The 25,266-nt window shown below is 39.7% G+C and carries 32 protein-coding genes and 1 pseudogene; 3 read left to right on the top strand and 30 right to left on the bottom strand.

Going from position 1 to position 25,266, the window contains the following annotated elements; all coding sequences use genetic code 11:
• Positions 1-101 precede the first annotated feature (101 nt).
• From rpsM to EWM59_RS19415, 27 genes and pseudogenes are all read right to left on the bottom strand, one after another.
• A complete protein-coding gene (gene rpsM, locus EWM59_RS19540) occupies positions 102-476 on the bottom strand; it encodes a 30S ribosomal protein S13 (protein ID WP_130022933.1) in 375 nt (124 codons plus the stop codon).
• Between the two features lie 6 nt (positions 477-482).
• Positions 483-599, bottom strand: a complete 117-nt coding sequence (gene rpmJ / locus EWM59_RS19535) for a 50S ribosomal protein L36 (RefSeq protein ID WP_015027349.1) — start codon at positions 597-599, stop codon at positions 483-485.
• A gap of 142 nt (positions 600-741) precedes the next feature.
• Positions 742-960: a translation initiation factor IF-1 gene (gene infA / locus EWM59_RS19530; RefSeq protein ID WP_130022932.1), complete on the bottom strand. Its 219-nt coding sequence runs from the start codon at positions 958-960 to the stop codon at positions 742-744.
• Positions 961-1,018: 58 nt separating this feature from the next.
• Entirely contained in the window at positions 1,019-1,840 is an 822-nt protein-coding gene (gene map, locus EWM59_RS19525) for a type I methionyl aminopeptidase (protein WP_207220028.1), read from the bottom strand.
• Positions 1,841-1,857: 17 nt separating this feature from the next.
• The gene (secY, locus tag EWM59_RS19520; protein WP_130022931.1) at positions 1,858-3,192 is read right to left on the bottom strand and encodes a preprotein translocase subunit SecY; all 1,335 of its coding nucleotides are present in this window, start codon (positions 3,190-3,192) and stop codon (positions 1,858-1,860) included.
• Positions 3,193-3,224: 32 nt separating this feature from the next.
• Positions 3,225-3,551, bottom strand: coding sequence for a helix-hairpin-helix domain-containing protein (locus EWM59_RS28885; protein ID WP_510186007.1), 327 nt, complete (start codon positions 3,549-3,551; stop codon positions 3,225-3,227).
• Between the two features lie 84 nt (positions 3,552-3,635).
• Positions 3,636-4,073, bottom strand: a pseudogene (gene rplO / locus EWM59_RS19515) (50S ribosomal protein L15); the annotation flags it as partial.
• 128 nt (positions 4,074-4,201) lie between these two features.
• The gene (gene rpmD / locus EWM59_RS19510; protein WP_130022930.1) at positions 4,202-4,381 is read right to left on the bottom strand and encodes a 50S ribosomal protein L30; all 180 of its coding nucleotides are present in this window, start codon (positions 4,379-4,381) and stop codon (positions 4,202-4,204) included.
• Between the two features lie 82 nt (positions 4,382-4,463).
• Entirely contained in the window at positions 4,464-4,967 is a 504-nt protein-coding gene (rpsE, locus tag EWM59_RS19505) for a 30S ribosomal protein S5 (RefSeq protein ID WP_101727426.1), read from the bottom strand.
• Between the two features lie 18 nt (positions 4,968-4,985).
• The gene (gene rplR, locus EWM59_RS19500; RefSeq protein WP_130022929.1) at positions 4,986-5,333 is read right to left on the bottom strand and encodes a 50S ribosomal protein L18; all 348 of its coding nucleotides are present in this window, start codon (positions 5,331-5,333) and stop codon (positions 4,986-4,988) included.
• Positions 5,334-5,388: 55 nt separating this feature from the next.
• Complete coding sequence (gene rplF, locus EWM59_RS19495; protein WP_130022928.1) at positions 5,389-5,949, bottom strand: 50S ribosomal protein L6; 561 nt, start codon at positions 5,947-5,949, stop codon at positions 5,389-5,391.
• 194 nt (positions 5,950-6,143) lie between these two features.
• Positions 6,144-6,545, bottom strand: a complete 402-nt coding sequence (gene rpsH, locus EWM59_RS19490) for a 30S ribosomal protein S8 (protein WP_207220027.1) — start codon at positions 6,543-6,545, stop codon at positions 6,144-6,146.
• Between the two features lie 193 nt (positions 6,546-6,738).
• Entirely contained in the window at positions 6,739-7,008 is a 270-nt protein-coding gene (rpsN, locus tag EWM59_RS19485; RefSeq protein WP_130022927.1) for a 30S ribosomal protein S14, read from the bottom strand.
• A gap of 34 nt (positions 7,009-7,042) precedes the next feature.
• Complete coding sequence (gene rplE / locus EWM59_RS19480; protein ID WP_130022926.1) at positions 7,043-7,594, bottom strand: 50S ribosomal protein L5; 552 nt, start codon at positions 7,592-7,594, stop codon at positions 7,043-7,045.
• A gap of 74 nt (positions 7,595-7,668) precedes the next feature.
• Positions 7,669-8,007 (bottom strand): 50S ribosomal protein L24, encoded by a 339-nt coding sequence (rplX, locus tag EWM59_RS19475; protein ID WP_130022925.1) that lies wholly within the window; start codon positions 8,005-8,007, stop codon positions 7,669-7,671.
• A gap of 104 nt (positions 8,008-8,111) precedes the next feature.
• Complete coding sequence (gene rplN / locus EWM59_RS19470) at positions 8,112-8,480, bottom strand: 50S ribosomal protein L14 (RefSeq protein WP_116982343.1); 369 nt, start codon at positions 8,478-8,480, stop codon at positions 8,112-8,114.
• Positions 8,481-8,532: 52 nt separating this feature from the next.
• Positions 8,533-8,790: a 30S ribosomal protein S17 gene (gene rpsQ / locus EWM59_RS19465; RefSeq protein ID WP_116982342.1), complete on the bottom strand. Its 258-nt coding sequence runs from the start codon at positions 8,788-8,790 to the stop codon at positions 8,533-8,535.
• Positions 8,791-8,831: 41 nt separating this feature from the next.
• Complete coding sequence (gene rpmC / locus EWM59_RS19460; RefSeq protein ID WP_116982602.1) at positions 8,832-9,014, bottom strand: 50S ribosomal protein L29; 183 nt, start codon at positions 9,012-9,014, stop codon at positions 8,832-8,834.
• 79 nt (positions 9,015-9,093) lie between these two features.
• Positions 9,094-9,522 carry a 50S ribosomal protein L16 gene (rplP, locus tag EWM59_RS19455; protein WP_130022924.1) on the bottom strand — a complete coding sequence of 143 codons (429 nt, stop codon included), beginning with the start codon at positions 9,520-9,522 and terminating at the stop codon, positions 9,094-9,096.
• Positions 9,523-9,633: 111 nt separating this feature from the next.
• On the bottom strand, positions 9,634-10,524 hold the full coding sequence (gene rpsC, locus EWM59_RS19450) for a 30S ribosomal protein S3 (RefSeq protein ID WP_130022923.1): 891 nt from the start codon (positions 10,522-10,524) through the stop codon (positions 9,634-9,636).
• 83 nt (positions 10,525-10,607) lie between these two features.
• Positions 10,608-10,952: a 50S ribosomal protein L22 gene (rplV, locus tag EWM59_RS19445; protein WP_130022922.1), complete on the bottom strand. Its 345-nt coding sequence runs from the start codon at positions 10,950-10,952 to the stop codon at positions 10,608-10,610.
• Positions 10,953-10,972: 20 nt separating this feature from the next.
• Positions 10,973-11,251 carry a 30S ribosomal protein S19 gene (rpsS, locus tag EWM59_RS19440; RefSeq protein ID WP_116982338.1) on the bottom strand — a complete coding sequence of 93 codons (279 nt, stop codon included), beginning with the start codon at positions 11,249-11,251 and terminating at the stop codon, positions 10,973-10,975.
• Positions 11,252-11,277: 26 nt separating this feature from the next.
• Positions 11,278-12,102: a 50S ribosomal protein L2 gene (gene rplB, locus EWM59_RS19435; protein WP_130022921.1), complete on the bottom strand. Its 825-nt coding sequence runs from the start codon at positions 12,100-12,102 to the stop codon at positions 11,278-11,280.
• A gap of 86 nt (positions 12,103-12,188) precedes the next feature.
• The gene (gene rplW, locus EWM59_RS19430) at positions 12,189-12,476 is read right to left on the bottom strand and encodes a 50S ribosomal protein L23 (RefSeq protein ID WP_130022920.1); all 288 of its coding nucleotides are present in this window, start codon (positions 12,474-12,476) and stop codon (positions 12,189-12,191) included.
• Positions 12,477-12,511: 35 nt separating this feature from the next.
• Positions 12,512-13,138, bottom strand: a complete 627-nt coding sequence (rplD, locus tag EWM59_RS19425) for a 50S ribosomal protein L4 (RefSeq protein WP_130022919.1) — start codon at positions 13,136-13,138, stop codon at positions 12,512-12,514.
• Positions 13,139-13,253: 115 nt separating this feature from the next.
• Positions 13,254-13,874, bottom strand: a complete 621-nt coding sequence (gene rplC, locus EWM59_RS19420; RefSeq protein WP_130022918.1) for a 50S ribosomal protein L3 — start codon at positions 13,872-13,874, stop codon at positions 13,254-13,256.
• Between the two features lie 733 nt (positions 13,875-14,607).
• Positions 14,608-15,837 carry an exo-beta-N-acetylmuramidase NamZ family protein gene (locus EWM59_RS19415; protein ID WP_130022917.1) on the bottom strand — a complete coding sequence of 410 codons (1,230 nt, stop codon included), beginning with the start codon at positions 15,835-15,837 and terminating at the stop codon, positions 14,608-14,610.
• Between the two features lie 351 nt (positions 15,838-16,188).
• Between EWM59_RS19415 and EWM59_RS19410 the strand changes: the two genes are divergently transcribed.
• The gene (locus tag EWM59_RS19410) at positions 16,189-17,082 is read left to right on the top strand and encodes a thioredoxin family protein (protein ID WP_130022916.1); all 894 of its coding nucleotides are present in this window, start codon (positions 16,189-16,191) and stop codon (positions 17,080-17,082) included.
• Between the two features lie 192 nt (positions 17,083-17,274).
• A complete protein-coding gene (locus EWM59_RS19405) occupies positions 17,275-18,759 on the top strand; it encodes a TlpA family protein disulfide reductase (RefSeq protein WP_130022915.1) in 1,485 nt (494 codons plus the stop codon).
• A 28-nt stretch (positions 18,760-18,787) separates the two neighbouring features.
• Here the strand turns inward: EWM59_RS19405 and EWM59_RS19400 are convergent, their stop codons facing one another.
• Together EWM59_RS19400 and EWM59_RS19395 are read right to left on the bottom strand one after the other, a co-directional pair.
• Positions 18,788-19,615: a DNA/RNA non-specific endonuclease gene (locus tag EWM59_RS19400; protein WP_130022914.1), complete on the bottom strand. Its 828-nt coding sequence runs from the start codon at positions 19,613-19,615 to the stop codon at positions 18,788-18,790.
• Positions 19,616-19,669: 54 nt separating this feature from the next.
• Entirely contained in the window at positions 19,670-22,387 is a 2,718-nt protein-coding gene (locus EWM59_RS19395) for a hypothetical protein (protein ID WP_130022913.1), read from the bottom strand.
• Between the two features lie 171 nt (positions 22,388-22,558).
• Here EWM59_RS19395 and mnmE point away from each other — a divergent pair, with 171 nt between their 5' ends.
• A complete protein-coding gene (gene mnmE, locus EWM59_RS19390; protein ID WP_130022912.1) occupies positions 22,559-24,484 on the top strand; it encodes a tRNA uridine-5-carboxymethylaminomethyl(34) synthesis GTPase MnmE in 1,926 nt (641 codons plus the stop codon).
• Between the two features lie 92 nt (positions 24,485-24,576).
• On the opposite strand, the gene EWM59_RS19385 is transcribed toward mnmE, so the two are convergent.
• On the bottom strand, positions 24,577-25,266 hold the full coding sequence (locus tag EWM59_RS19385) for a 3-keto-disaccharide hydrolase (protein ID WP_130022911.1): 690 nt from the start codon (positions 25,264-25,266) through the stop codon (positions 24,577-24,579).

Raw genomic sequence — 25,266 nt, 5'->3', positions numbered from 1 at the left:
TTCGTAAAATCCTGTTTAGTATTCTAATTAGTAATGAAAAATAATATATTTTCCACATAAGTAACGGATTAACAATCCGTTCTACTATCAGATACCCGGGATTACTTAGTAGCTTTCTTTTTGTTTGCTACAGTCTTACGCTTACCTTTACGAGTACGTGAATTGTTTTTGGTACGTTGACCACGAAGTGGTAAACCTTTACGGTGACGAACGCCACGGTAACAACCAATATCCATTAATCGTTTTATGGCAAGCTGCACTTCAGAACGCAACTGACCTTCTACGGTGAATTCTTCACTGATAATACCACGAATAGCATTCGCTTCAGCGTCATTCCACTCGCCAGCTTTTTTATCCAAGCTAATATTTGCTTTTTCTAAAATCTTTACTGACGCGCTACGACCAATACCGTAGATGTACGTAAGGGCGATCTCGCCTCTTTTTTTGTCTGGGATGTCAACACCTGCAATCCTCATAGATAATTAACCTTGTCTTTGTTTAAACTTCGGATTTTTTTTGTTAATAACGTAAATTTTACCCTTACGACGGATAACTTTACATTCAGCACTGCGCTTCTTTACTGATGCTTTAACTTTCATAATAGTAAAACACACCCCTAACCCCTGAAGGGGAATTTTGTACGAAAGTCTTCATGTTTAGGGGTTATGATAAAACATGAATTTTCTATAAATAATTCAATCGTCGAAATTGTGCCTTCTCTCCCCTTTAGGGGCCTGGGGCTTATTTGTAACGATAAGTAATTCTTGCTTTTGTTAAATCGTAAGGAGACATCTCTAATCTTACCTTATCGCCTGGTAGAATACGAATGTAGTTCATTCTCATTTTACCAGAGATATGGGCAACCAGTTCATGTTTATTCTCCAGACGCACACGAAACATGGCGTTTGAAAGAGCTTCTGTGATGATGCCGTCAACTTCGATATTTGATTGTTTTGCCATATATTTTAAACTGCGCAGAAAATATGTTTTTACATTCCTGGCTTCCTACGCTAATCTCCTATGCTACTACTAAATTCTTTTTGGCTAATACTTCTTCAATGTATTCAAAAGTAGTTAGTATTTCGCCTGCACCTTTTCTTACTACTATGGTATGTTCAAAGTGTGCTGCTGCTTTGCGATCTTCGGTGCGTATGGTCCACTGGTCGTTTTCCTGTACTACACTTCTGCGGCCCAGCGTAATCATGGGTTCAATAGCCAGTACCATGCCTTCCTGCAATTTCGGGCCATTGCCACGTTTGCCAAAGTTTGGTACTTCCGGAGACTCGTGTAATAATTTTCCTACGCCGTGTCCTACCAGTTCGCGTACTACGCCATATCCGTGTTTTTCGGCGTGGTCTTGTACTGCAAAACTAATATCACCAACTCTATTACCTGTTTTTGCCTGCTCTATCCCTTTAAAAAGCGACTCGTAAGTACGTTTCAAAAGGTCTGCTACATCTTTGGCTATTTCGCCTACAGCATAGGTATAAGCACTATCTGCATGATACCCATCTTTGTAAACACCACAGTCAATCGAAACGGTATCTCCCTCTTTCAGTGTTCTGTTACTTGGTATGCCGTGTACTACCACATCGTTCACAGAAATACAAAGCGAAGCAGGGAATTTAAGCCCTCCTACATCATACCCTAAAAAAGACGGATGCCCTTTTTGGTCTTTGATGTACTCGTAAGCAATTTTGTCTAATTCTTTGGTAGTAACACCCGGAGCAATTGCTTTCGCTACTTCTGCCTGAGCTTTGCCTAAAATCCGGCCATTGTTTCGGATAATCTCTAACTCCTCGTCCGATTTCAAATATATGATTCTATCCTTTTTGCTCATGGTATTACCCTCCTGTATTAGATAGATACTGTTGATACGGTCTGACGTCCCTGAATACGACCTGATTGCATCAAGCCCTCGTAACGTTTCATCAACAAGTAACTTTCAATTTGTTGTAAGGTATCTAAAACCACACCTACCAGAATTAACAAGGATGTACCACCGAAGAATGAAGCAAAGTTCTGAGTCATTCCTAATAATCCTGCAAGGGCTGGTAAAACTGCAATTACTGCTAATAATATACCACCCGGAAGCGTAATTCTGTCTAAGATATTGGCAATGTAATCAGAGGTTGGCTGACCCGGTTTTACACCCGGAATAAACCCACCACCACGTTTCATATCATCTGCAATCTGATTAGGGTTAATCGAAATAGCTGTATAGAAGAATGTGAAACCAATGATTAATACCGCATAAATTAAACAATACTGCCACGAGGTTGGACTATTCATGATAATTGCCCAGTTCTGGAAATTATCACTCTTAGTGCTTTCTGCAAGGTAAGTCAGAATCAGACCCGGAATAAACATTAATGCTTGTCCGAAGATGATTGGCATAACCCCTGCTATATTCAGTTTTAAAGGTAAATACTGACGTTGACCTGTTACAACTTTATTACCTACAATCTGTTTAGCGTATTGTACCGGTATTCTGCGTGTTGCCTGTGTAATAGCTACGGCAAACAGAACCACCATAAATAGAGCTACGATTTCGATAATAAAGAATAAAATCTGACCGCTTCCACCTCTTGAGTTTGCCTCACCGATAATTGCACCCGGAAGTCTTGATACGATACCAATCATAATCATCATTGATATACCATTTCCGATACCTTTTTCGGTCATACGCTCACCCATCCACATACACATAATAGTTCCTGCAATGATTAATACTACTGAGCTGATATAAAATAAGCCCTGACTAACCATGATTGCATCTGTCGGAATAGTAGTCTGAACGTAGGTAAATCCTTGTGCTGCGGCTACTATAATAGTTAACCAACGCGTAATCTGATTTAATTTTCTACGACCCGACTCACCTTCTTTCTGCAATTTGCTGAAATACGGCAATGCTAATGTTAATAACTGAATAGCGATTGAAGCCGAAATGTACGGCATAATACCCAATGCCATGATTGAAGCATTCTGGAACGCACCACCGACCAACGTATTCAAAAGACCTAAAAGACCGTTATCGGCTGTTAAATCCTTTAATTTAGCCACATCAACACCCGGTAAAACTACATGGGATCCGACACGAAAAATAACGATTATCAAAAGAGTCTGAAGAATACGTTTCCTCAATTCCTCGATTGACCAGATGTTCTTGAGTGTTGTTATAAATTTGTTCATTTTGTTAGGAGAAACAAGGCTTTTGGTTGAAATTACTCAGCTCTACCTGCGTTAAGTTTATCCTGCAATTCTTTCAACTCATCCCACTTGCCATCACGCGCTAATTCCGCTTGTTGTGCCCAAGTAGTTGGGTCGTGCATTGCATAACTTGAACCCGCTGCGTCAAGAATTTCTTTCACTCTTTCTGCAGGTGTCGCTGCTAAATCTGCAAAGCTAACGATTCCTTCGTTAATAAGCAAATCTGCAATCTTCGGACCAATACCTTCAACTATTTTTAAATCGTCTCCTTCAGCTGTTTTTTTAGCTTTTTTTGGTTTTGCTTCTGTTGCTGTTTCTTCTGTTGTAACCGGAGCAGCCACCACTTCTTGTGCTACTAATTTTTCAGCTGGTTTTGCAGTTTTAACCGCACCTGCCGAAGCTGATGGGTCAAAAGTTGCATCTACAGTTGCCGAACCACCTGCTTTTTCGATAGCTGCAATAGCTGATGCCGAGAAAGCATTTGCTTTTAAAGCAACCGCTGCTGTCAACTCACCACGACCTAAGATTTTCACACGGTCAGATTTCTGAGTCAAACCGTTGTTATATAAGAAGCCTAAATCCATGTTAGCTGCACCAGTTTTGTCGAACAAAGCCTGGATAGTATCAAGATTGATAGCTTTATATTCTACTCTGTTAATATTTTTGAAACCAAACTTAGGCACACGGCGTTGCAATGGCATCTGACCACCTTCAAAACCACGTTTCTGGCTGTAACCTGAACGAGATTTTGCACCTTTATGACCACGTTTCGCAGTACCACCACCGCCAGAACCATGTCCACGGCCTACTCTATCATTTGCTTTAACTGAACCTTTAGCAGGTTGTAATGAACTTAATTTCATTGTAATTCGATTATTTTAATCGGTTAAACATACGCAATTCCGATTTTCGGAATCACTCGGCTTATGCGCCTACCCATAACTCGGTCTGGAGGACTCCTTGAGGGGGTACCCTTCAGAGAAGAATCGGCTTATGCTTCTTCAATCACTAACAAGTGTTTTACCTTGTTAATCATGCCTTGCATAGCAGGGTTTAATTCTTTTTCTACTGTACGGTTCAATTTGCCAAGACCTAAAGCAGCGATGGTACGCTTTTGTACTTCTGGTCTGCCAATTGTACTTCTTACCTGAGTAATCTTTACCTTTGCCATTATTGTGTTAGCTATGAGCCTGAGCTTCGAGCTTTGTGCCTAAGCATGGGGCTTGGGGCATAGGGCTAAAAGCTGGGGGCTATTATCCGTTAAATACTTTAGTCATTTTAACACTACGTTGGAACGCAACTGCGTGTGGAGCACGCATCTGGCTCAAAGCATCAATCGTAGCTTTTACCACGTTATGTGGGTTTGATGAACCTTTCGATTTCGCCAATACATTGTGGATACCGGCTGCTTCTAATACGGCACGCATCGCACCACCGGCAATAATACCCGTACCAGGGGCTGCAGGTTTTACAAATACAAAACCACCTGAGAATTTACCGTGAATTTCGTGAGGCACAGTATCGTTGATAACAGGTACAGATACCAGGTTTTTCTTTGCATCTTCAATAGCCTTTGCAATAGCATCAGTTACCTCATTTGCTTTACCTAAGCCTTGTCCTACTACGCCTTTACCGTCGCCTAACACAACGATTGCCGAGAAACTAAAACGACGACCACCTTTCACCACTTTGGCTACACGGTTAATGGCTACAACTCTTTCTTTAAGTTCTGCCTCGTTTACTTTTGCTTTATTCATTGATTGAGAATTGCAAGATTAGAATTTCAAACCGCCTTCTCTGGCACCTTCGGCCAAGGCTTTAATATTACCATGATACAAATAACCGTTACGGTCGAACACACAAGCTTCGATTCCTTTTTCAGAAGCGATTTCGGCAATTTTCTTGCCTACTTCTTTAGAGTTATCTACTTTCACACCTTTCAAACCTAAGCCTGTTGTAGAGGCTGCTGCTAAAGTAACGCCTTTGGTGTCGTCGATTAACTGAGCGTATATGGCTGTATTTGAGCGGAATACCGATAAGCGTGGTCTTTCAGGGGTTCCTGAAACCTTGCTACGGATACTCCACTTAATTTTTTGTCTTCTATCAGTTTTTACACTTGACATTGTTGTAAATATTTTAAGACTTTGAAACGAATTTCGGGGTCTGTATGTCTAATGATTATTTCTTCTTACCTGAGGTTTTACCAGCCTTACGACGAACAACTTCACCAGCAAAACGGATACCTTTACCTTTGTAAGGCTCAACTTTACGTAAACCTTTGATTTTTGAAGCTACCAGCCCAATCAGTTGTTTGTCAGTTCCTTCAAGGGTTACAATAGGGTTTTTACCTTTTTCCATCGCAGTTGTTACTTTCAACTCAGACGGAACTACAAAATATACGTTGTGAGAGAACCCTAAGCTCAAATCTAATACGTTTCCGTTGTTTGACGCTTTATAACCTACCCCTACAATTTCCATCGTTGTTTTGTATCCGGTACTTACACCAATAACCATGTTATTGATTAAAGAACGATACAAGCCATGCAATGCTTTGTGGCGTTTTTGTTCGGTTGGTCTTTCAACTTTCAATTCGTTGTTTTCAACACCTACTTTGATATCTGAATCAACTTTCTGAGTGAGTTCTCCTTTCGGGCCTTTTACAGTTACTACGTTAAATTCATCAACTGTGATACTTACTCCGCTTGGAAGAGCAACTGGTTTTTTACCAATTCTTGACATTTTTTTTGAGTTTAAGGCTTCAAGACACTTTCGTGAGCACGAGTTATCAGGAGCGGTCAACAATTCATTTAATTATGTTGCAGTGCTGCAACGAGAGGTACTTTTATTAATAAGCCGAAATCTACTAAATATTGAAAATACTATATTCCGACGTATTACACTTTATAAAAGCGACGGATTCACAATCCGTTCTACTAATAGATATAGCACAATACTTCACCACCTACTTTCAATGAACGGGCTTCTTTGTCTGTCATTACACCTTTAGAGGTTGAAACGATAGCAATACCTAATCCATTTAATACACGTGGAATTTCAGTTGTACCTGCGTATTTACGTAAACCAGGTTTAGAAACACGTTTCAATTCTACGATTGCCGATTGTTTGGTTACTGGATTGTACTTTAACGCAATTTTGATAACACCCTGCGGAGCTGTTTCCTCAAATTTATAGCTTTGAATAAAACCTTTATCGTACAGTACTTGTGTAATCGCTTTTTTGATGTTCGAAGCAGGAATTTCTACCACTCTGTGACGTGCCTTGATGGCATTTCTGATTCTGGTAAGGAAGTCTGCTATTGGATCCGTTGTAATCATTTTGCTGTTTAATTTTGGATACCTAAGCCAACATTGAGCAGTATCGTGAGCACGACTTTCTCAATTGGGCTGCAAAATTAGAAAATATTTTTAATAAATAGTATATATATAAGCAAATATTATTTAGCAGAACCCATGATTCTTGAATAAAAAACATTTATTCAAGGAATTCTCCTAAACAATACTACTTATCTTACCAAGATGCTTTAGTAACGCCCGGAATCAGACCTTTACCTGCCATTTCACGGAAAGTAACACGATTGATACCGAATTTACGCATATATCCTCTTGGGCGACCTGTCAGTTTACAACGGTTATGTAATCTAACCGGAGAAGCATTGCGAGGTAATTTGTCCAATCCGATATAATCATTGGCTTCTTTCAAAGCGGCACGTTTAGCTGCATATCTTGCTACGGCTGCCTCTTTTTTTCTATCTCTTGCTTTTATTGATTCTTTTGCCATTGTATGACTTTATGATTAAGCTGTTATCTCTTAATTATTTTTTTGCACTGCTTGCAAATGGAAGACCCATTGCTTTTAATAATTCGTAAGCCTCTGCATCTGTTGGTGCCGATGTTACGAAAGTTATATCCATCCCTTGAATTTTAGAGATTTTATCAATCGAAATCTCAGGGAAAATAATTTGCTCTTTAATACCAAAGGTATAATTTCCGCGTCCGTCAAAACCTTTGTCGCTGATACCTTTGAAGTCTCTCACACGTGGAAGCGCAATAGCTGTCAAACGGTCAAGAAATTCGTACATTTTCTCTCCACGCAAAGTTACTTTTACACCAATCGGCATATTTTCACGAAGTTTGAAGTTTGATACGGCTTTCTTTGAAAGAGTTGCTACGGCTTTCTGACCTGTGATGTTTGTAATTTCTTCTAAGCTGCTGTCGATTAATTTCTTATCGCCTGTTGCAGCACCTACACCACGGTTTACTACGATTTTTTGCAATACAGGTACCTGCATTACTGACTTGTATCCGAACTTGTCTTTCAAAGCCGGTACTACTTCTGTTGTATATTTTTCTCTTAAACGTGCCATTTTTTTAAATCGCTTTTTACGAGGATTTCCGACCCTCTTGTATGTATCCGGTTTCACAACCAGATGATAATACCTTAAATAAATTTACCGGTTTCTTTAGAGAAACGTTGTAATTTGCCTTTGTCGTTTTCTTTACGGCCAGTGCGTGTAGGGTTGCCTGTTGCAGGGTCAACCAACATTACGTTACTGATGTGAATCGGACCAGCAAACTCACGGATTTCGCCTTGCGGGTTTTGTGCCGAAGGTTTCACGTGTTTTTTCTGAATGTTCACGCCATCTACAACTACACGTTGTTTCTCAGCAAGAATTTCAGTTACTTTACCACGTTTGCCTTTAGAGTTACCTGCAATAACCTCAACTGTATCGCCTGTGCGTACGTGTTGTTTCTTTTGCTTATTGAATTTTCTTTCCATTACTTTTAAATTTGAAAATTTGAATAGTTAAGCATCAGACAAATCTGCGTGGCAGTCTGTCCTGATGGCGGGGTTCAGGTTTTCACTGAAGGTCCGCTTTCAAATTAAAGAACTTCAGGAGCCAAAGAAACGATTTTCATGAATTGTTTCTCACGTAATTCACGTGCAACAGGTCCGAAAATACGAGTACCACGTGGCTCGTCTTGGTTGTTTAATAATACTACTGCGTTGTCTTCAAAACGTATGTATGAACCATCTTTGCGACGAACCTCTTTAGTGGTTCTCACTACAACAGCCTTAGATACTGTTCCTTTCTTCATGTTTGACGAAGATAAGGCCGATTTTACGGATACGACAACTTTGTCGCCAATAGAAGCATAACGTTTACCTGTTCCGCCCAATACACGGATTACAAGCACTTCTTTTGCTCCACTATTATCGGCAACACCTGCTCTTGATTCTTGCTGTAACATTGTCTTAATTTGTTGGCTATTAGCTATCAGGCTAACAGCTATTAGCTTTAAATTACTTCGCTTTTTCTACGATTTCTACTAATCTCCAATTCTTATTCTTGCTCAATGGGCGAGTTTCCTGAATCTTTACGGTATCACCGATACCAGCTTCATTTTTCTCGTCATGGAACATGAATTTCTTGGTTTTGAGCATGAACTTTCCGTATTTCGGGTGTTTCAGTTTACGAACTACAGCTACCACACCAGATTTATCCATCTTGTTGCTAACTACTGTTCCGATACGCTCTTTTCTAAGATTTCTTTCTTCCATTGTATTTGTCTTAATGTCCTGTTGAACAGGGTATTTAAATATTAACGGGCATTCAATTCTGTCAACATTTGAGCAATCAATCTGCGAGACTGACGGATACGCATCGGATTTTCGATAGGCGTGATAGCATGAGCAAACTTCAATTTATTGATTCTGTCTTTTTCGACAGCGATGTTTTGCTGCAACTGCTCAACTGACAATGCTTGGATTTCTGACTTTTTCATTTTGTTCTTGAATGAATGAATGAGTAAAAAAATAAAGGTTCTCATTCAGGTTACTTTCATCAGGCTCTCGCCTGTTGAATTATTCTGCTTCTTCCTGATAATCTCTACGTACTACAAATTTGGTTTGTACCGGCAATTTTTGGGCTGCCAAACGTAGCGCTTCAGTAGCAACTGCCAATGGCACACCTGTTGCTTCGAAAAGAATAGTACCTGGTTTTACACTTGCTACCCAATACTCAGGGGCACCTTTACCTTTACCCATACGTACTTCGAGTGGCTTTTTAGTGATAGGTTTATCAGGGAAGATACGAATCCATACCTGACCTTCACGTTTCATTGCACGGGTAACCCCGATACGAGCTGCCTCAATCTGACGAGCAGTGATACGACCCGGCTCTAAAGATTTGATAGCGAATGTTCCGAAAGCAATCTCGTGTCCACGTGTTGCGAGACCTTTGATCCTGCCTTTTTGCTGCTTACGGAATTTGGTTCTTCTTGGTTGTAACATGACGCTATTATATTTTCAGCACTGCTGTGCTTCGTTTCAAGTTTTAAGATTCGTAAGTTTCAGGGATGAATTTCCAGCAAGGAAACCTACGAACCTGAAACTCAAAACTTCTTATCTTCTATTATTATTACCTCTATTATTGTTGTTGTTGCCACCACGATTGTTTGGGCCACCACCACGGTTGTTGCCGCCACGGTTGTTGCGATCTCCACCACCTCTGTTGTCTCCGCCTCTGTTATCACGTCCACCGCCTCTGTTGTCACGTCCGCCGCCTCTGTTATCGTCACGTCCGCCACGTCCACGGTCTTGTCCACCGCCTTCGCCGCCTCTTTCGTTACCTTGAGATTGCGCACCACCAGCAGGAGTTAAATCACGCTTGCCAAATACTTCGCCTTTGAATACCCATACTTTAATACCGATTTTACCGTATACTGTAAGGGCTTCTGATACTGCATAATCAATATCAGCACGAAGTGTATGAAGCGGGATACGTCCTTCTTTATACATTTCATTACGTGCCATCTCAGCTCCAGCCAGACGACCACCTAATTTTACTTTGATACCTTGTGCACCTACACGAACAGCCGCCTGAATGGCTTGTTTCATGGCACGACGGTAAGAGATACGAGCCTCTAATTGTTGAGCAATAGACTCACCGATTAGTTTGGCATCTAACTCTGGGCGTTTGATTTCGTAGATGTTGATCTGAACGTCTTTGCCGGTCAGTTTTTTCAACTCTTCTTTAATCTTATCAACCTCATTACCACCTTTTCCGATAACCACACCTGGGCGGGCTGTATGAATAGTAAGGGTGATACGTTTTAAGGTACGCTCGATAACTACTTTCGATATCGCTCCTTTTGGAATACGTGCTGCAACGTATTTACGGATTTCTTGGTCTTCGACAAGTTTTTCGGCAAATGTTTTACCACCATACCAGTTAGATTCCCATCCTCTGATATATCCAAGTCTAAGACTGACAGGATTTACTTTTTGTCCCATTAGTTTTTAATTCTTGATTTTACGACTTCAACGTCGTAGTAATTTGATGCGATACGAGTAGTATATCGTTCGCTTATGAATGATTAAACTGCACTATCAACTACAATAGTAAGGTGATGCGAACGTTTACGTACTCTGTAAGCACGGCCCTGAGGGGCTGGTCTTAAACGTTTGATCATACGTCCACCGTCAACGAAAATTGATTTCACTACTAATTCGGCATCTTCAATTTTCTGGTCTTCGTTTCTTTGTTGCCAGTTAGCAACTGCTGATAACAAGACCTTCTTGATAACAGGTGATGCGTGTTGAGGCTGAAAACTCAGGATACCTAACGCATAACTTACCTTTTTACCTCTGATCAGGTCTGCAACCAGTCTTGCCTTACGTGGCGAGGTAGGATAATCACTTAATTTTGCTACTGCTTCCATTTTTTACAAATGTACAATTATTATCTTTTTCCTTTATCTTTCTTTGCTATGTGACCACGGAAGTTACGAGTCGGAGAAAATTCACCCAGTTTGTGACCTACCATGTTATCAGTTACATAAACCGGAATAAATTTGTTTCCGTTATGTACTGCGAAAGTATGTCCAATGAAATCCGGAGAAATCATTGAGCGACGCGACCATGTTTTGATGACTGATTTTTTGCCTGAGTTGTTCATGTCAACAACTTTTTTGTCAAGGCGGTAATCAATATATGGTCCTTTTTTTAGTGAGCGTGCCATAAATACTTATATATCCTTTATGATGATTATTTACTTCTTCTTGAAACGATTAGCTTGGTTGATGGCTTAGTTTTGTCACGTGTTTTCTTGCCTTTAGCTAATAAGCCATTGCGTGAACGTGGATGACCTCCTGAAGCACGGCCTTCACCACCACCCATCGGGTGATCAACCGGGTTCATTGCCACACCTCTTACACGTGGACGAACACCTAACCAACGTTTACGACCAGCTTTACCGTAAGTTACGTTCATATGGTCGGCGTTTGATACGGTACCTACTGTAGCAATACAAGTAGCCAATACCATTCTCATTTCGCCTGATGGCATTTTCAAGGTTACATATTTACCATCTTTGGCCAATACCTGAGCGTAAGTTCCTGCGCTACGTGCCATTTGTGCACCTTTGCCAGGGTGTAACTCAATGTTATGAACAATTGTACCAAGCGGCATATTTCCTAATGGAAGTGAGTTACCGATTTCAGGCGCAACTGTTTTACCTGAGATGATTGTCTGACCTACTTTAAGGCCTTGTGGAGCAATGATATATGCTTTTTCGCCGTCAGTATATTGTACCAATGCGATACGTGCTGAACGGTTTGGATCGTACTCGATTGTTTTTACTTCAGCAGAAACATCTACTTTGCTTCTTTTGAAATCAATGATACGATATCTGCGTTTGTGGCCACCACCGATATAACGGGCTGTGCGATGTCCTTCATTATTACGACCACCAGATTTCTTAATCGTAGTAGTTAAGCTTTTCTCAGGTTTACTTGCAGTAATCTCAGAGAAATCGGGAGCTACACGATGACGTTGACCCGGGGTGATTGGTTTTAATTTCTTGATACCCATTTTTACTTAATCTTTTGCAGCCCTAACAGGCTATACTTGAAATTTAATGATGGAATGATTTGTGAGAAAACTCACAGAACCGATTCTTATAAATTTTCGTAGAAATCAATCATTTCGCCCTCTTTCAAAGTAACTACTGCTTTTTTGAAAGTAGACGTAACGCCTGAAGAAGCTCTGCTACGAGTCATTCTTGATTTCTTTTTACCGATTTGACGGATAGTGTTTACATCAGTAACTGATACACCATACATCTTTTCGACAGCTTTTGCAATTTCGATTTTGTTCGCATCGATAGCTACCTCAAACACAAACTTACCTTTAGCGGTAGCTTTTTGTGATTTTTCGGTGACGATTGGTCTTTTAAGTACACTCATTTTCTTAATTTATTAGCAAAGCTGCTGGCAGCTTCTTAGTTCAATATTGATTCTATTTTCGACAAAGCACCTTCGCTAATGATTAACTTATCAGCATTGATTAAGTCATAAGTACTTACTTCGTCAGCACTCAAAACTTTAGTTTTAGGAATGTTACGAGCTGATAAATACACATTGGCATCATGAGCAGGCAAAATGAAAAGTGTTTTGCTACCACTTAATGACAATGCACCCAAAAATGCTAAGTAAGATTTTGTTTTTGGAGAGTCAAAAGTAAAGTCTTCAATAACTGAGATGTTATTTTCTTTAGCTCTGGCAGATAGAACCGATTTACGAGCTAATACTTTTACTTTTTTATTCAATTTGAAATCGTAATCACGTGGAGTAGGTCCGAATACACGACCACCACCTACAAAAGTTGGTGCTTTGGTTGAACCATGACGCGCACCTCCTGAACCTTTCTGACGAACAATTTTCTTGGTTGAACGTGCAATTTCGGCTCTTTGTTTTGCTTTGTGCGTACCCTGACGCTGATTAGCCAGATAGTGTTTTACATCAAGGTAAACCACGTGTTCGTTTGGCTCAATTCCGAAAATGTCGTCAGCTAATGTAGCCTTACGACCTAATTCTTTTCCGTCTTTACTGAATACTGATAATTCCATTTTGCTTGCCGTATTTTTTCGATGTCGTCCGGTTTCGACCTAAACGCCCCCCGCCCTAAAGGGAGCTTTTAAAACATGTACTCTAAACACTCCCCTTTAGGGGCTGGGGGTGTTTTTATTTATGTAAAGTAATGTATGAGTTTTTCGCACCAGGGATTGAACCGCTGATAACGATCAAATTTTGCTCAGTCAATACTTTCAATACTTTAAGGTTTTGTACAGTAGTACGTGTGTTACCCATACGACCTGCCATACGAATACCTTTGAATACTCTTGATGGGAATGAACATGCACCGATTGAACCCGGGTGACGTCCTCTATTGTGCTGACCGTGGGTCTGACCACCAACACCGCTGAATCCGTGGCGTTTTACAACCCCTTGGAAACCACGACCTTTTGAGTTTCCGCTTGCATCCAAGAAATCACCTTCTGCAAAAACATCTTCAATACGAATAGTATCGCCAAGGCTGTATTCTTTTTCAAACTCTTTAAACTCAACTAATTTACGTTTAGGCGTTGTGCCTGCTTTTTTGAAATGACCTACTAACGGACGGCTTGTGTTTTTTTCTTTCTTGTCGCCGTAGCCTAACTGGATAGCTTTGTAGCCATCTTTTTCTTCAGTACGAACCTGAGTTACAACACAAGGACCTGCCTCTATCAATGTGCAAGGTACTGCTTGACCTTCTGCGTTGAAGATAGTTGTCATTCCAACTTTCTTTCCGATAATTCCAGACATGGTATTTTACGCTTTATTTTGCTATTATAACCTATTTTGCTTCTTCTTCTGCCGCATTTGCATTCGGCACTCGAACGGGGGTGCAAAATTCCGAAAAATTATGCACGAAAACAAACATCGGTCAAAAAATTATTTACTATTTCCAGAGGTTAGCCACTGCCAACTTGTTCATTACACTGCAAACCGTTGCGAATAATTCGCTTCGGTAAGGTCAAAAAAAACTAAAGGTGCAGGACGATTCCTTGTTACCTTGCAGTGATTCCTGTAAAATTCATAGCTTTCGGAGACTGTTCTGAGTTATATTACGACGTTGGTCGTAGGATGTTACAGTCAAAGTTAAACTGGTTTCCCGAATGAGTCGGGACTTCATTTAACCAAATGAGGGGTACTCCGTTTTCAATTGAGGTGCAAAGGTACAGCTTTTTTTGATTCATGCAATCATAAATCAAAAAAGTTTTTTGATTATTTTGTTTGTAGTGAGGGGGTTAGGTGGTTACTGTTGCCCATCCACGACACCCCGTGTTCACCCAATAGAATTGGGTGGCTTTTATTTACATCGCCGGACTTAAGTCCGGCTTACATAATAATAAGCCCGACTTTCGACTTTAGTCGGGTTAGTGTACAAAAATAGTCCCGCGCGGCGTCCGCTTTGTTAATTTAGATGGCGACCGCACGGCGGACCGTTTCAGTCGCTGACATGCCGAAATAACGGAGATATTCTATGCAAAATTAATCAATCAGCATACAACAAATACTTAGCCCGTATAGCTTTAAACTTTGATAATTCAGGCTCCCAGCTTTTTCTGATTTCTTCTTCCGATACGCCTGCTATAATCTGTTTTCTTAATTGGTCTGTACCTATGCGCAAATCAAAAGCTGATATATCCTGACCCGGTCTTCCGGGAGTGAAAAACTTAGCCTTATCCGGATAAGCATTGTATAATTCAATTAACCACTTTAAGTTAATCTGGCGACTCTTCCGAAGTTGGTTAACATCATAATTCCGAAGGTCAAGACCATAACAAACAGAATCTTTATGATTAGGTCTCTCACTCATGCCGGGAATACCTACGGGTTTGTAAGAGAATGAATACTTGTCTTTCAGTTTGGGTGCTCCCAATATAGTAAATGGCATATAAGTTCCCCGACCTTCGTTGATAGCCGTTCCTTCAAACATACATAAGCTCGGAAAAAGCATTACCGCTTGCTGTGTATTCAAATTCGGTGACGGATTTATCGGTAATACGTAAGACATATCATGACTATAATTGGCAACTTTTATAATATTGAGTTTACATGGTTCTTTCAGGTAACCTTCGCCGTTCAGGTATTGTGCAAATTCACCGATAGTCATGCCATGAGTCATAGGTGTATAATGGATTCCTATAGCAGACTTAAATTTATCATCAGTCATTACAGGCCCATCTACTACATAGGCGTTTGGGTTAGGTCTGTCAAGAATCAGCAGTTCTTTATTGTTTTCTGCGCAGGCTTCCATGATATACTCAAGTGTATTAATATTGGTATAATAGCGACAACCTACATCCTGAATATCAAAGACCATCAAGTCAACATCTGCCAGTTGTTCTTTGGTTGGTTTCTGGTTTTTGCCATATAAAGAGATTATCGGGATACCGGTTTTAGCGTCTATCTCATTGCTCACCGCAGCGCCATTGCTGGCATTACCTCTGAAACCATGCTCAGGCCCAAACACTTTTACAATGTTAATGCCAAGGCTCAATAAGCTATCCACACTGCTTTTCTTGCCTATGATAGAACTCTGATTGGCTACCATACCAATTCGTTTTCCTTTCAGATAAGGTAAATATTTTTCGGTCTGGTCGGCACCTGTAATAATTCCTGACTTACTGGATGTACTTTGTTTTGCTGATGCAATTTGTGCGGTACATCTACTATTGCTAATTGCAAAAAGCGTTAAAAAAAGTATTGAAATAAATCTCATCGTTTTTGGAAGGTTTATAATTTCCCCGTTAATGGTATGCAGGATTCCTCCAGACCACATGGGACAAATAAAATAGGGTTATATGGTAGTGGTAATCACGACCAATCAAAATTACTATGCTAAACGATAGTATCCTCGCAATATATATGATTATCGATAATATTTCACAAAAAACAATTGATAAAGAGGATAATTAGCAAGTGAATTAATCAGCCATTTCATCCAGTAAATTCATCTGCCAATAGTTGTTAGCCCCCATTAACAAATATTCACAAATCGTTAGGAAATCCTTAACACCTCCCTATACGTAATAAGGCTACTTTTGAGCTTCGTTTTACAAAATACATCTTTATGAAAAAGCATTACACTTTACTTTTGTTGTGCTTGAGTTTTGCCACTTTTGCGCAAAACTCAAGCCCTTTTATTAATCAGGAAAGCCTCGATGCCCGTGGCAATACCATGCTTGCAGGGCCTTGTTCCAAGGTAGCTTTTATGCGTTTCCCCTATAACCGATGGTATGATAAATACTATCAGGAATATGCCGTCGATACTATATCCACACAATCTCTCAAAACAGACCTGAAAGACATAGAAGTATTGATTTTTGGTGCCACCTGGTGCGGAGACACCCAGCAAAACCTGCCTCGTTTCCTGAAAGTTCTTGAAAAAGCAGAAGTACCTAACAGCAAACTCCGATTCATAATGGTAGATAATGCGCCGGAACGCTACAAGCAAAGCCCTTCGCATGAAGAAGTCAACTGGAATATTTTCAGAGTGCCTACCTTTATTATCATAGAGAAAGGTAAAGAAATCGGTAGAATTATTGAGCGCCCTGTGGAGTCATTGGAGCACGATTTAGCTAAAATCCTCACACATCAACCTTATCAACCAGCCTATAAGGCACAGGCCACAGTAGCACATATCGTTTATAATTATGCTACCAAGCAGATTGCCAGAGAATTACAGCATGCAAGTGTCGAAATAAAATCTTTACTCCGAAATTCAAGCGAACTCAATGCTTATGGCTACGTACTGCTGGGGCAAAAGCGTTATAAAGAAGCCATTGCCGTATTAGAATTCAACACCAACGTATATCTACAAGAGGCCAATACTTTTGATAGTCTGGCAGAGGCGTATCTGATAGCCGGAGATCAAAAGAAAGCTTTATATTATTATGAAAAGGCCTTACAGATTGATGGCACTTTAGCAAGCGCCAGAGAAAAGATAGCACAACTAAGCAGATAAGCCGGACAACATTGTTTTTACCAAGTAAAACAGTCAGCTTATTTTGCACTATTCTTTAAATTGGCGACCTGATAAACCTTAAATAAGTTTATTAGCGAATAACTTAGCCCAGATAAATGTAGAAAAAGAAAATTACGTACTTTTAAGACACTAAGAGTATTTCAGTATCCACCCATTTTCAGTCTTAACAGTATGAAAACCTATTTCGTTATTTTGTTGTGCTTCGTGACATTTTACAACGCTTTCGGACAAAAAACTACTATCTCGGGCAAAATTCCTTCTATGAAAAGAGGGATACTTACTATTGAGCAGCCAACAAAACGTCTGGAAAATGATGACCCGCAAAAGCCTTTTATTGAGAAATTTATTAGTCCAACCGGAGATTTTGTTTTGAATATAGACGTTGCTGACAAAGAAATTATCAGTATTTCAATCAAAGATAGTTTACGAAACAGGAAACTCTTCGAGCAGTTTTTCTTTATTACCAAAGGAGATAAACTACTCATTACTGAAAATGAGGATAAGCTACTTTCCATTAGTGGCACCGGAGCAAACAATAATCAATTAAAAGGCATATCTCTGTTTTATAATTATGGACAAACTAAACAGGACTCTTTACCAGACAGAATAGCTACAATTGTTAATCAGTTTTATGAAAAAGATAAGCGAATCATCGATTCAGTGATAACTGTACAAAAGCCTTCCGATGATTTTATAGAATTCTGGAATTATCATCTGAAATATGCCCGTCAATCATCATTATATTATACCTACGACGATTTGAATAGTAGCCAGAAAGAAGGCTTGAAAAACAACAGACAATACTGGCAGAATGTATTTAACAGTTTACAAAAAGAAGCACCCTTGTCTGATGAAAAGGCTTTGGTTGCTCCTTCCTACCATGCTTATATCAGTCTGTTTCTTAATACAAAATACATTGATGCCTATGATGATTACCTGAATCGTGAACACGAATTTTATAAAGAATGGTATGGTGGTGATAGCCTGAAAGCAGAAACAGCCATGCGAAAGGATTTCAGTAATCAATTAAAACAAAAAATCATTGAAAGGTACTTTGAAGGTAAAGTAAAAGAGCAGATGTATGCTTTTCTGTTTGACTCAATGATTAGAAACAAAGACTTTACAAACGTAGAGGCTATTTATAGCGACTTCAGGAATCAGTATCCCCGTAGCAAATTCAATGAATATTTCAAGAAGCCTATCGAAGAAGCTATTTCAAATACGGAAAGGACACTCAATAAAAGAACAGTCTTTTTAACCATGAAAAACTGGGATGAGATTCTGACGCATTTCAAAGGGCAAACTGTATTTCTGGATATGTGGGGAAGTTGGTGCAGACCTTGTAGAGAAGAGATAAGTTTATATGCGGCTGATTTGAAAAAACAGTATAAAAATAAAGGCCTGACTTTTCTGTACATAACCAATTATGACAATGAAGAAAAATGGAAACAGTTGATAGCTTTTTATAAACTGGAAGGGAATCATATTTTTGCGTCAGAAGAGTTGACCAAGGAAATCATGAAAAAAATAAAAAGTACCTCCTACCCAAGCTATGCCATTATTGATAAATACGGAAAAATTGAGAAAACAAGAGCAGATTCTCTTGAAGAAAAAGGAATTTTGAATGTACAGATTGAAGAAGTATTGAAGCGATAATGTAATAACATACACATCTCTGAAAAAGTTAATAAGTCGGTCCTTTATCAGCTTTGCCTTCTAATTGTTTTTGTAGCGTGTTGGATACATTTGACAGAAAGTCGTAGCCCGTTAAAGCCTCCAGTTCATCAACACTTAGCCGATACTCTCCCCAATCGCTTTTTATCGACTGGCGATTGGGTATTTTTATAGCAATTACCCGTGTGTCGCTGTCAATTCTATCTATATCATTCTCTCCTACAGGCAAAACTACAATCACTTTCCAAAGAGACTCCGGTACTACCACTTTCCCATCAGCCAGTGTTTTGGTGGTACCGCCATTGCTGCCAGAGCCTCCCTGTCCTAAGACACCGACCACAATGTATAATTCGTTACCTGCATCAACCATTTTTCTACAATAAGTTTCTAAAGCTACCCAGGTGTCTCTGTTACTATTGGGTGATTGAGGCACTATATTGGTCATTAAGAAAGTAGCTTCATTATCCTGCGTAGAACCATCTCTATCAGCTGACGGACATAAATGCCCTCTGTCAAAACCGGAGCCTACATAGTCACTTGTTTTAACCCTATACCAGCCAGAAGGTAATGACTCATCTGATTTAAAATTATCTGCCTTTACAGCATTTCCTTTCCAGCCTTTAGATAAATGCCAGGCAACCCAATTAGCAGTTCCCTTCGAACGGTTATAAGATAAGGCGTATGGGGCTTTCTCCATCAAATAATTATTCTCATTCACCCCTGCGTCAGAAGGATTCCCTATAGCAAGGTTATCATCTCTTCCTTCAATCAGTTCAGTATCTTCGCACGAGAATAAGAGAATACTTGTTATAAAAGTGATGAGGATTTTCTTAAACATACTTCAATCTTTATTACTTTAGCTACACTACCCGTCAAATATTTCAAATTTTTTCTACTTCAATTTAACCGACCACACTTCAAACCTTGTCTTATTAGCATTATAAATAAAGAGTTTATTATAGGCTTCTGAATATGATACGGCAGGTAAAGCCGTAGCAGGTAGCGGTTTATCGCCTAACATTCTGCCTTTCAAATCGAAGAGTGTATTATTTTTACCGTCAAAAATGCTAACAAACCGCAGGTCATTGCCTAAATCAAAATAACGCAATTGCGATTTCATGAAATTGGTACTACCTATTTCTATAATTGACCCACCTACTTTATTCATAATCAACAAAGAGGTTGGCGTTCGGCGGGCAATCAGCCAGTCTTTATGGTTTTGGTCGAAAATCACCTCAAAAACAGTCGCTTTATCCGGTCGTTCTAATTGAATATTACCCCTACTCAATGAATTTCCATTCATATCCACTTTTTTTATCTCTCCGTTTTCTGAAATCAGGGTGATAACAGAATTTTTCCCCTGCCCCTCTTCTATTATCATTTCAGAAGGACGAGCAGCTAATGGTACTTTTGGAAAGCCTTTCAGGAATGGCCCGTCTTCATAAATGACATTGAGTGTACCATCTTTTTGCAGAATAGCCAGATGGGTGTTGTTTTTGAATTTCACAGGCTGAATCCACATAATATCAGTCAGGTGTCCGGGAGTTCTTACCTTATTAATCTTTTGGGTTTCTTCATTAATTATAAAAACATTACCCCCGTCGTCGGCTACATAGATTTTCGTTTCACTGGCAGCCACGGCTCTTATCGACCCACTGAAATCAATATCGGCGTAGTTGGCTACTAAACCTGTTGCATTTTCTCTTGTAAAAAACAGCAATTTATCGGCAGTAGTAGCCAGATAATGCAATGTACCATTCTGAAAATAATCGGTCGGCAACAGGTAAGCACTCGTCAGTGGTTGACTTAATGGAATCTTATTAATTTCCTTAGCCGAATTACTTAGCAAAACTGCCTGATTGTCGGCTCGTTGAAGCAATATCTCTTCTGAGGTATTATGGGCATTTTTAATAATAAAAGGTTTACCTACAAAAGCCGTGTTTATACTCAGGCTATCCTGTAAAAAGAAACGATTTACTAACACCTCTTTTTGTGTTTGCGGAATTTTTTCAATCAGCAATTTTGTCCCGAAAGTATTGTTAATCACAAAGTTTTCAACCGCCACAAAACGTAATGCTTTGGCTCGTTGCTCATGTTTAATAGTAGTACTGCGCCATTTTTGTGGCAAAGAGTAATAAAGGTTGTTCCAGATTCTTTGCGGACTGATAATGGCCGTTACCTGCGCCTGCGGACGAAGTTTTTTGACAAAATCGGTATATATATTCGATTTTGCCCAGGTTTGCCCAAAATTCAGACTATTCAGATATTCGCGCATGGCATCATCATCACTTGATAGAATCATATAATCGCCAATCTGAGTATAATAACAGTCGGCAAAACCTCTGAAAATAGAGCCAAAAAGCAAAGCAGGCAATTGACTTATCTGAATGTTTCGTACATAATTATTCAGGTAGCTGAAAGGCTGTGGTTTAAAATACGAAGAGAGTTTTCCGGCATTATCGGCCAGGTCATCAAACATATTCAGCGCTTCGGCGGGGTCTTCTGTTTTAATCAGCAATATCTTCTTTGAAGGTTCATCTGATGAAGTCTCCATTTCGCACAATACTATTTCATTTTTTAAGATGGTGTAGAGGCTCGTCAGGTTGATATTCAGAAAACGATTCAGGCTGTCACGTTCGGCCAGCAATGCCTGTTCATTTCCCCTGAAATAATTATTGAAATCCTGCGCCAATTTGGTTTTATTCTTGAAACTGACACGAAAAGTGATAGCAGTATTTTCTGGAATCAGGTCAGTACAGGTAAAAGGTTGCGGCATTTGTTGACCAAAAATACCCAGAAACGGAATTGTATTGGTGCCTTGCGAATAAATATAGGCTGAAACGGTATTTGGTATTTTGGGCTTTTCAAACACAATATCAGGGTTTCTTGGGGTAATATTTCCAAAAAACTCAATCAGATTAGGCGATAATTGCGAAGGCAGAATATCTGCCACATCTTGCAGGTTACGGCTTTTAAAATAGATATGAGCTATCCCCCGACGGCTTTCTTTAAAAGGCATGCTTTCGATAGGAGCACCCAACTTAATACGATTTACCACTTCTTCCAGTAATACTTTCGAGCCCGTACAAATCAGATAATCGTCGTACAACAGAAAATTAAACAACAATTGGTTATTGATACTGTAGAGTTCTTCCAATCTGACACCCTTATAGGTGCGCCCGTAGCCTTTTCTTTTGGCAGGGTCAGGAGAGGTTAGTTTATTAAGAAAATTGGCATCGCCGAAAGCGGCTGTCGGGATATAAATAATGTATTCGAGGTTCTTCTTGGTTTCTCTGTGGAGTGAATAAGTAATACGCTTACGGGCTAAGAATTTACGGGCTACTACAGAATCGTCGATACTTTGAGCAATTTGTTTCAGAGGTTGCAACGCATCATAAAAAAATGGAATATCGGCCAGTTGCGTAGAATCGAGACCTTTCTTATTGAAAAGCGAACTTTGGATTTGCGAACTTTCGACCACTAAAAAAGCGTTGTCAGGAATATAATTCCAGGCATCTCTTCGGGGAGCAAACCAGATGCGGTAGGCTATGTATATCGCCACCAATGTCAGAAAGGCATTGATATACCACAGGTACTTAGTTTTTATCATAAGAAAGCAACGTAATTCTTCGTATAGACGGCATCAACAGCATAACTACTTTTAATCGAGAAAGTTTAAAAGTAGATTTGCAAAAGTAAATAAATTTTAATCAAATTTCCTTGAAATCAGACCAGTTTGACTAATTTATGTAATTAAATAGTCTGTTTTCAATCAAAAAATATGGTTCAGTTAGACACAATATGTGCCTTAGCCACGCCACAAGGTGTAGGGGCTATTGGGGTAATCAGGGTTTCGGGCGAGCAAACCTTAGCAATTGTAAACAAGATTTTTAAAGGGAAAGATTTAACTAAAGTTGAATCACACACCATTCATTTTGGTACTATCAGAGATTATACTGACAACACCAAAGGAAAAATCATTGACGAAGTGCTGCTTTCGGTGTTCAAAACACCTCGTAGTTTTACTAAAGAAGATGTCATAGAAATCTCCTGTCATGGCAGCGACTATATTATCAGATATATTCTTAAACTACTCATTCAGAACGGCTGCCACATGGCAAAGCCGGGTGAGTTTACCCAAAGAGCATTCCTGAACGGACAGTTTGATTTGGTACAAGCCGAAGCAGTAGCCGACCTGATTGCGGCAGACTCAGAGGCAGCTCATAAAACTGCCTTAAACCAGATGCGAGGCGGGTTCTCAACCCAATTAAAAATCTTGCGTGAAGAACTAGTCCATTTTGCTTCACTGGTAGAATTAGAGTTAGATTTCGGTGAAGAGGATGTAGAATTTGCCGGGCGAGAAGATTTAAGACAATTAATATTGAAAATTCAGAATTTTCTGAAAAAACTAATAGATTCTTTCGATGCAGGCAATGTTATTAAAGAAGGGATTCCGGTAGCCATTATCGGCCCACCTAATGCCGGAAAATCGACCTTGCTTAATATCCTGCTCAACGAAGAAAAAGCCATTGTTACAGAAATAGCCGGCACCACCCGTGATGTAATCGAAGACATTCTTTTCATCGGTGGCATGAAATTCCGCATCATCGACACCGCAGGTATCCGCGAAACCAAAGACGTAGTAGAAACCATCGGCATCGAACGCTCAAAACAAGCAATGGAAAAAGCTGAGATTGTGATTCTACTCTTTGAAAACGAAATCGACCAGCTTTTCCTGGCTAATACTTTTGCTGACATAGTTAAAGACAAGGAAGTGATTTGGGTTAGGAATAAGATTGATTTGTATTCCACAGCGGCGGCCGCCTCACCCAACCCTCTCCTGGAAGGAGAGGGCTTAAAAAAACTCCCCTCTCCCTCAGGGAGAGGGGTTGGGGGTGAGGAGGGCGTTACTTCGGAGAAAGTGAAATCTGCCTTTAATATCGTCTCTACAAATCTCCTAAAAAAAGCAAGAGAATTACGTAGGAACTCAACGGAGACTGAAAAAATCCTTTGGGAATTATTGAGAGACAGGCTATTAGGAGGCAAAAAATTTAGAAGACAACATCCATTAGAGGAAAACTATATACTCGATTTTTATTGCGATGAGTGCAAATTAGGCATAGAAATAGACGGTGTACATCATGGTAATGAAACTCAAAAAAAATATGATAAAGCCAGAACTACTGACATTGAGTTTATTTATGGCATAAAGATTCTGAGATTTACGAATGAGGAAGTACTAAGAAATATTGAGAAAGTTTTAGAGACGATAACTGAGAGTTTTTCCGCAGCGGCGGCCTCCTCACCTCCTACCCCTCTCCTTGAAGGAGGAGAGGGGAGTGAATCCGTGGTAGAGGCTGTTAAGCCCTCTCCTTCAAGGAGAGGGTTGGGTGAGGTGTACTCCACCATCCATATCTCAGCCAAAAACAATATCGGTATTGAAGACTTAAAAAACACCATCTTAGCCAAGTCCAAGCTAAAAAAGCAATCAGATACTATGCTTACCAACTTACGTCACTACGAACACCTGATAAAAGCCCACGATGCTTTAAGTGAAGTTTTAAACGGTTTAAGTTCGGGCATCACAGGCGATTTCTTGGCACAGGATATTCGTTTATCTCTCTATCATTTAGGAGAAATTACAGGCCAAATAACTACCGATGATTTATTAGCAAATATTTTCAGTAAGTTTTGTATTGGAAAATAGTTCATAAATGAAAACAGTTGGCAGATTAATAATAGACAAAGACCAGACTAAAATCAGTCCTTTGTCTATTATTAATCTGCAAATAAACTCCACTATATCCGCCTCACCCGCACATTCTTAAAATAAACTTTCTGCCCGTGGTGTTGTAGCATGATATGGCCTTCTTTGTAGGCCTGAAAACGTGGGTTTTTACTGTATTTACTTCTGATAATGAGTTCTCTTACTGCCTGACTTCCGATTTCAAAATCAAGTACTTTTGCTTCATTCAGCCAGTGTTGTACATGACCGTCTTTATGTATCAGTCGAGCTTTGTTAAACTGTCCGATAGGCATTAGTTTTTTGTTTACAGGTCTCATTAAATCGTATAATGAACCTGCCGAACGAACGGCCGCCGTATCATTGAAATATTTATCATCTAATATCTGAATCTCAAAATTATCGAGCCAGTTAGGGCTATTGCCGTGGTTAGAAACCATTGCTTTGTCTTCCTGCAAATGAAAAAATATACCCGAATTAGCAGCTGTATCCACTGCCCATTCATATTCCAGTTCAAAATTACCAAATTGTTCTTTAGTAACTAAATCAACATTCTTCACTTTCGGAATGGTTTGCAGCGAGCCATCTTTGATAACCCAAACCCCATCAGGAAATTTATCCATTTTGTAACCTCTCAGGCCATCAGCACTTTTTCCATCAAATAAGGTTATCCATTTGCCGGGCGTCTGTGCCGAGGATGTTAGTCCATAGCATGTGATTAATAGTATAAGTATGAGTTTTTTCAT

It is taken from the genome of Emticicia agri, assembly GCF_004168285.1.
In the GTDB taxonomy this organism is placed as follows: Bacteria; Bacteroidota; Bacteroidia; order Cytophagales; family Spirosomataceae; genus Emticicia; species Emticicia agri.
The sequence above is the reverse complement of the archived record's forward strand: the minus strand, read 5'-3'. Positions and strand labels throughout refer to the sequence as shown.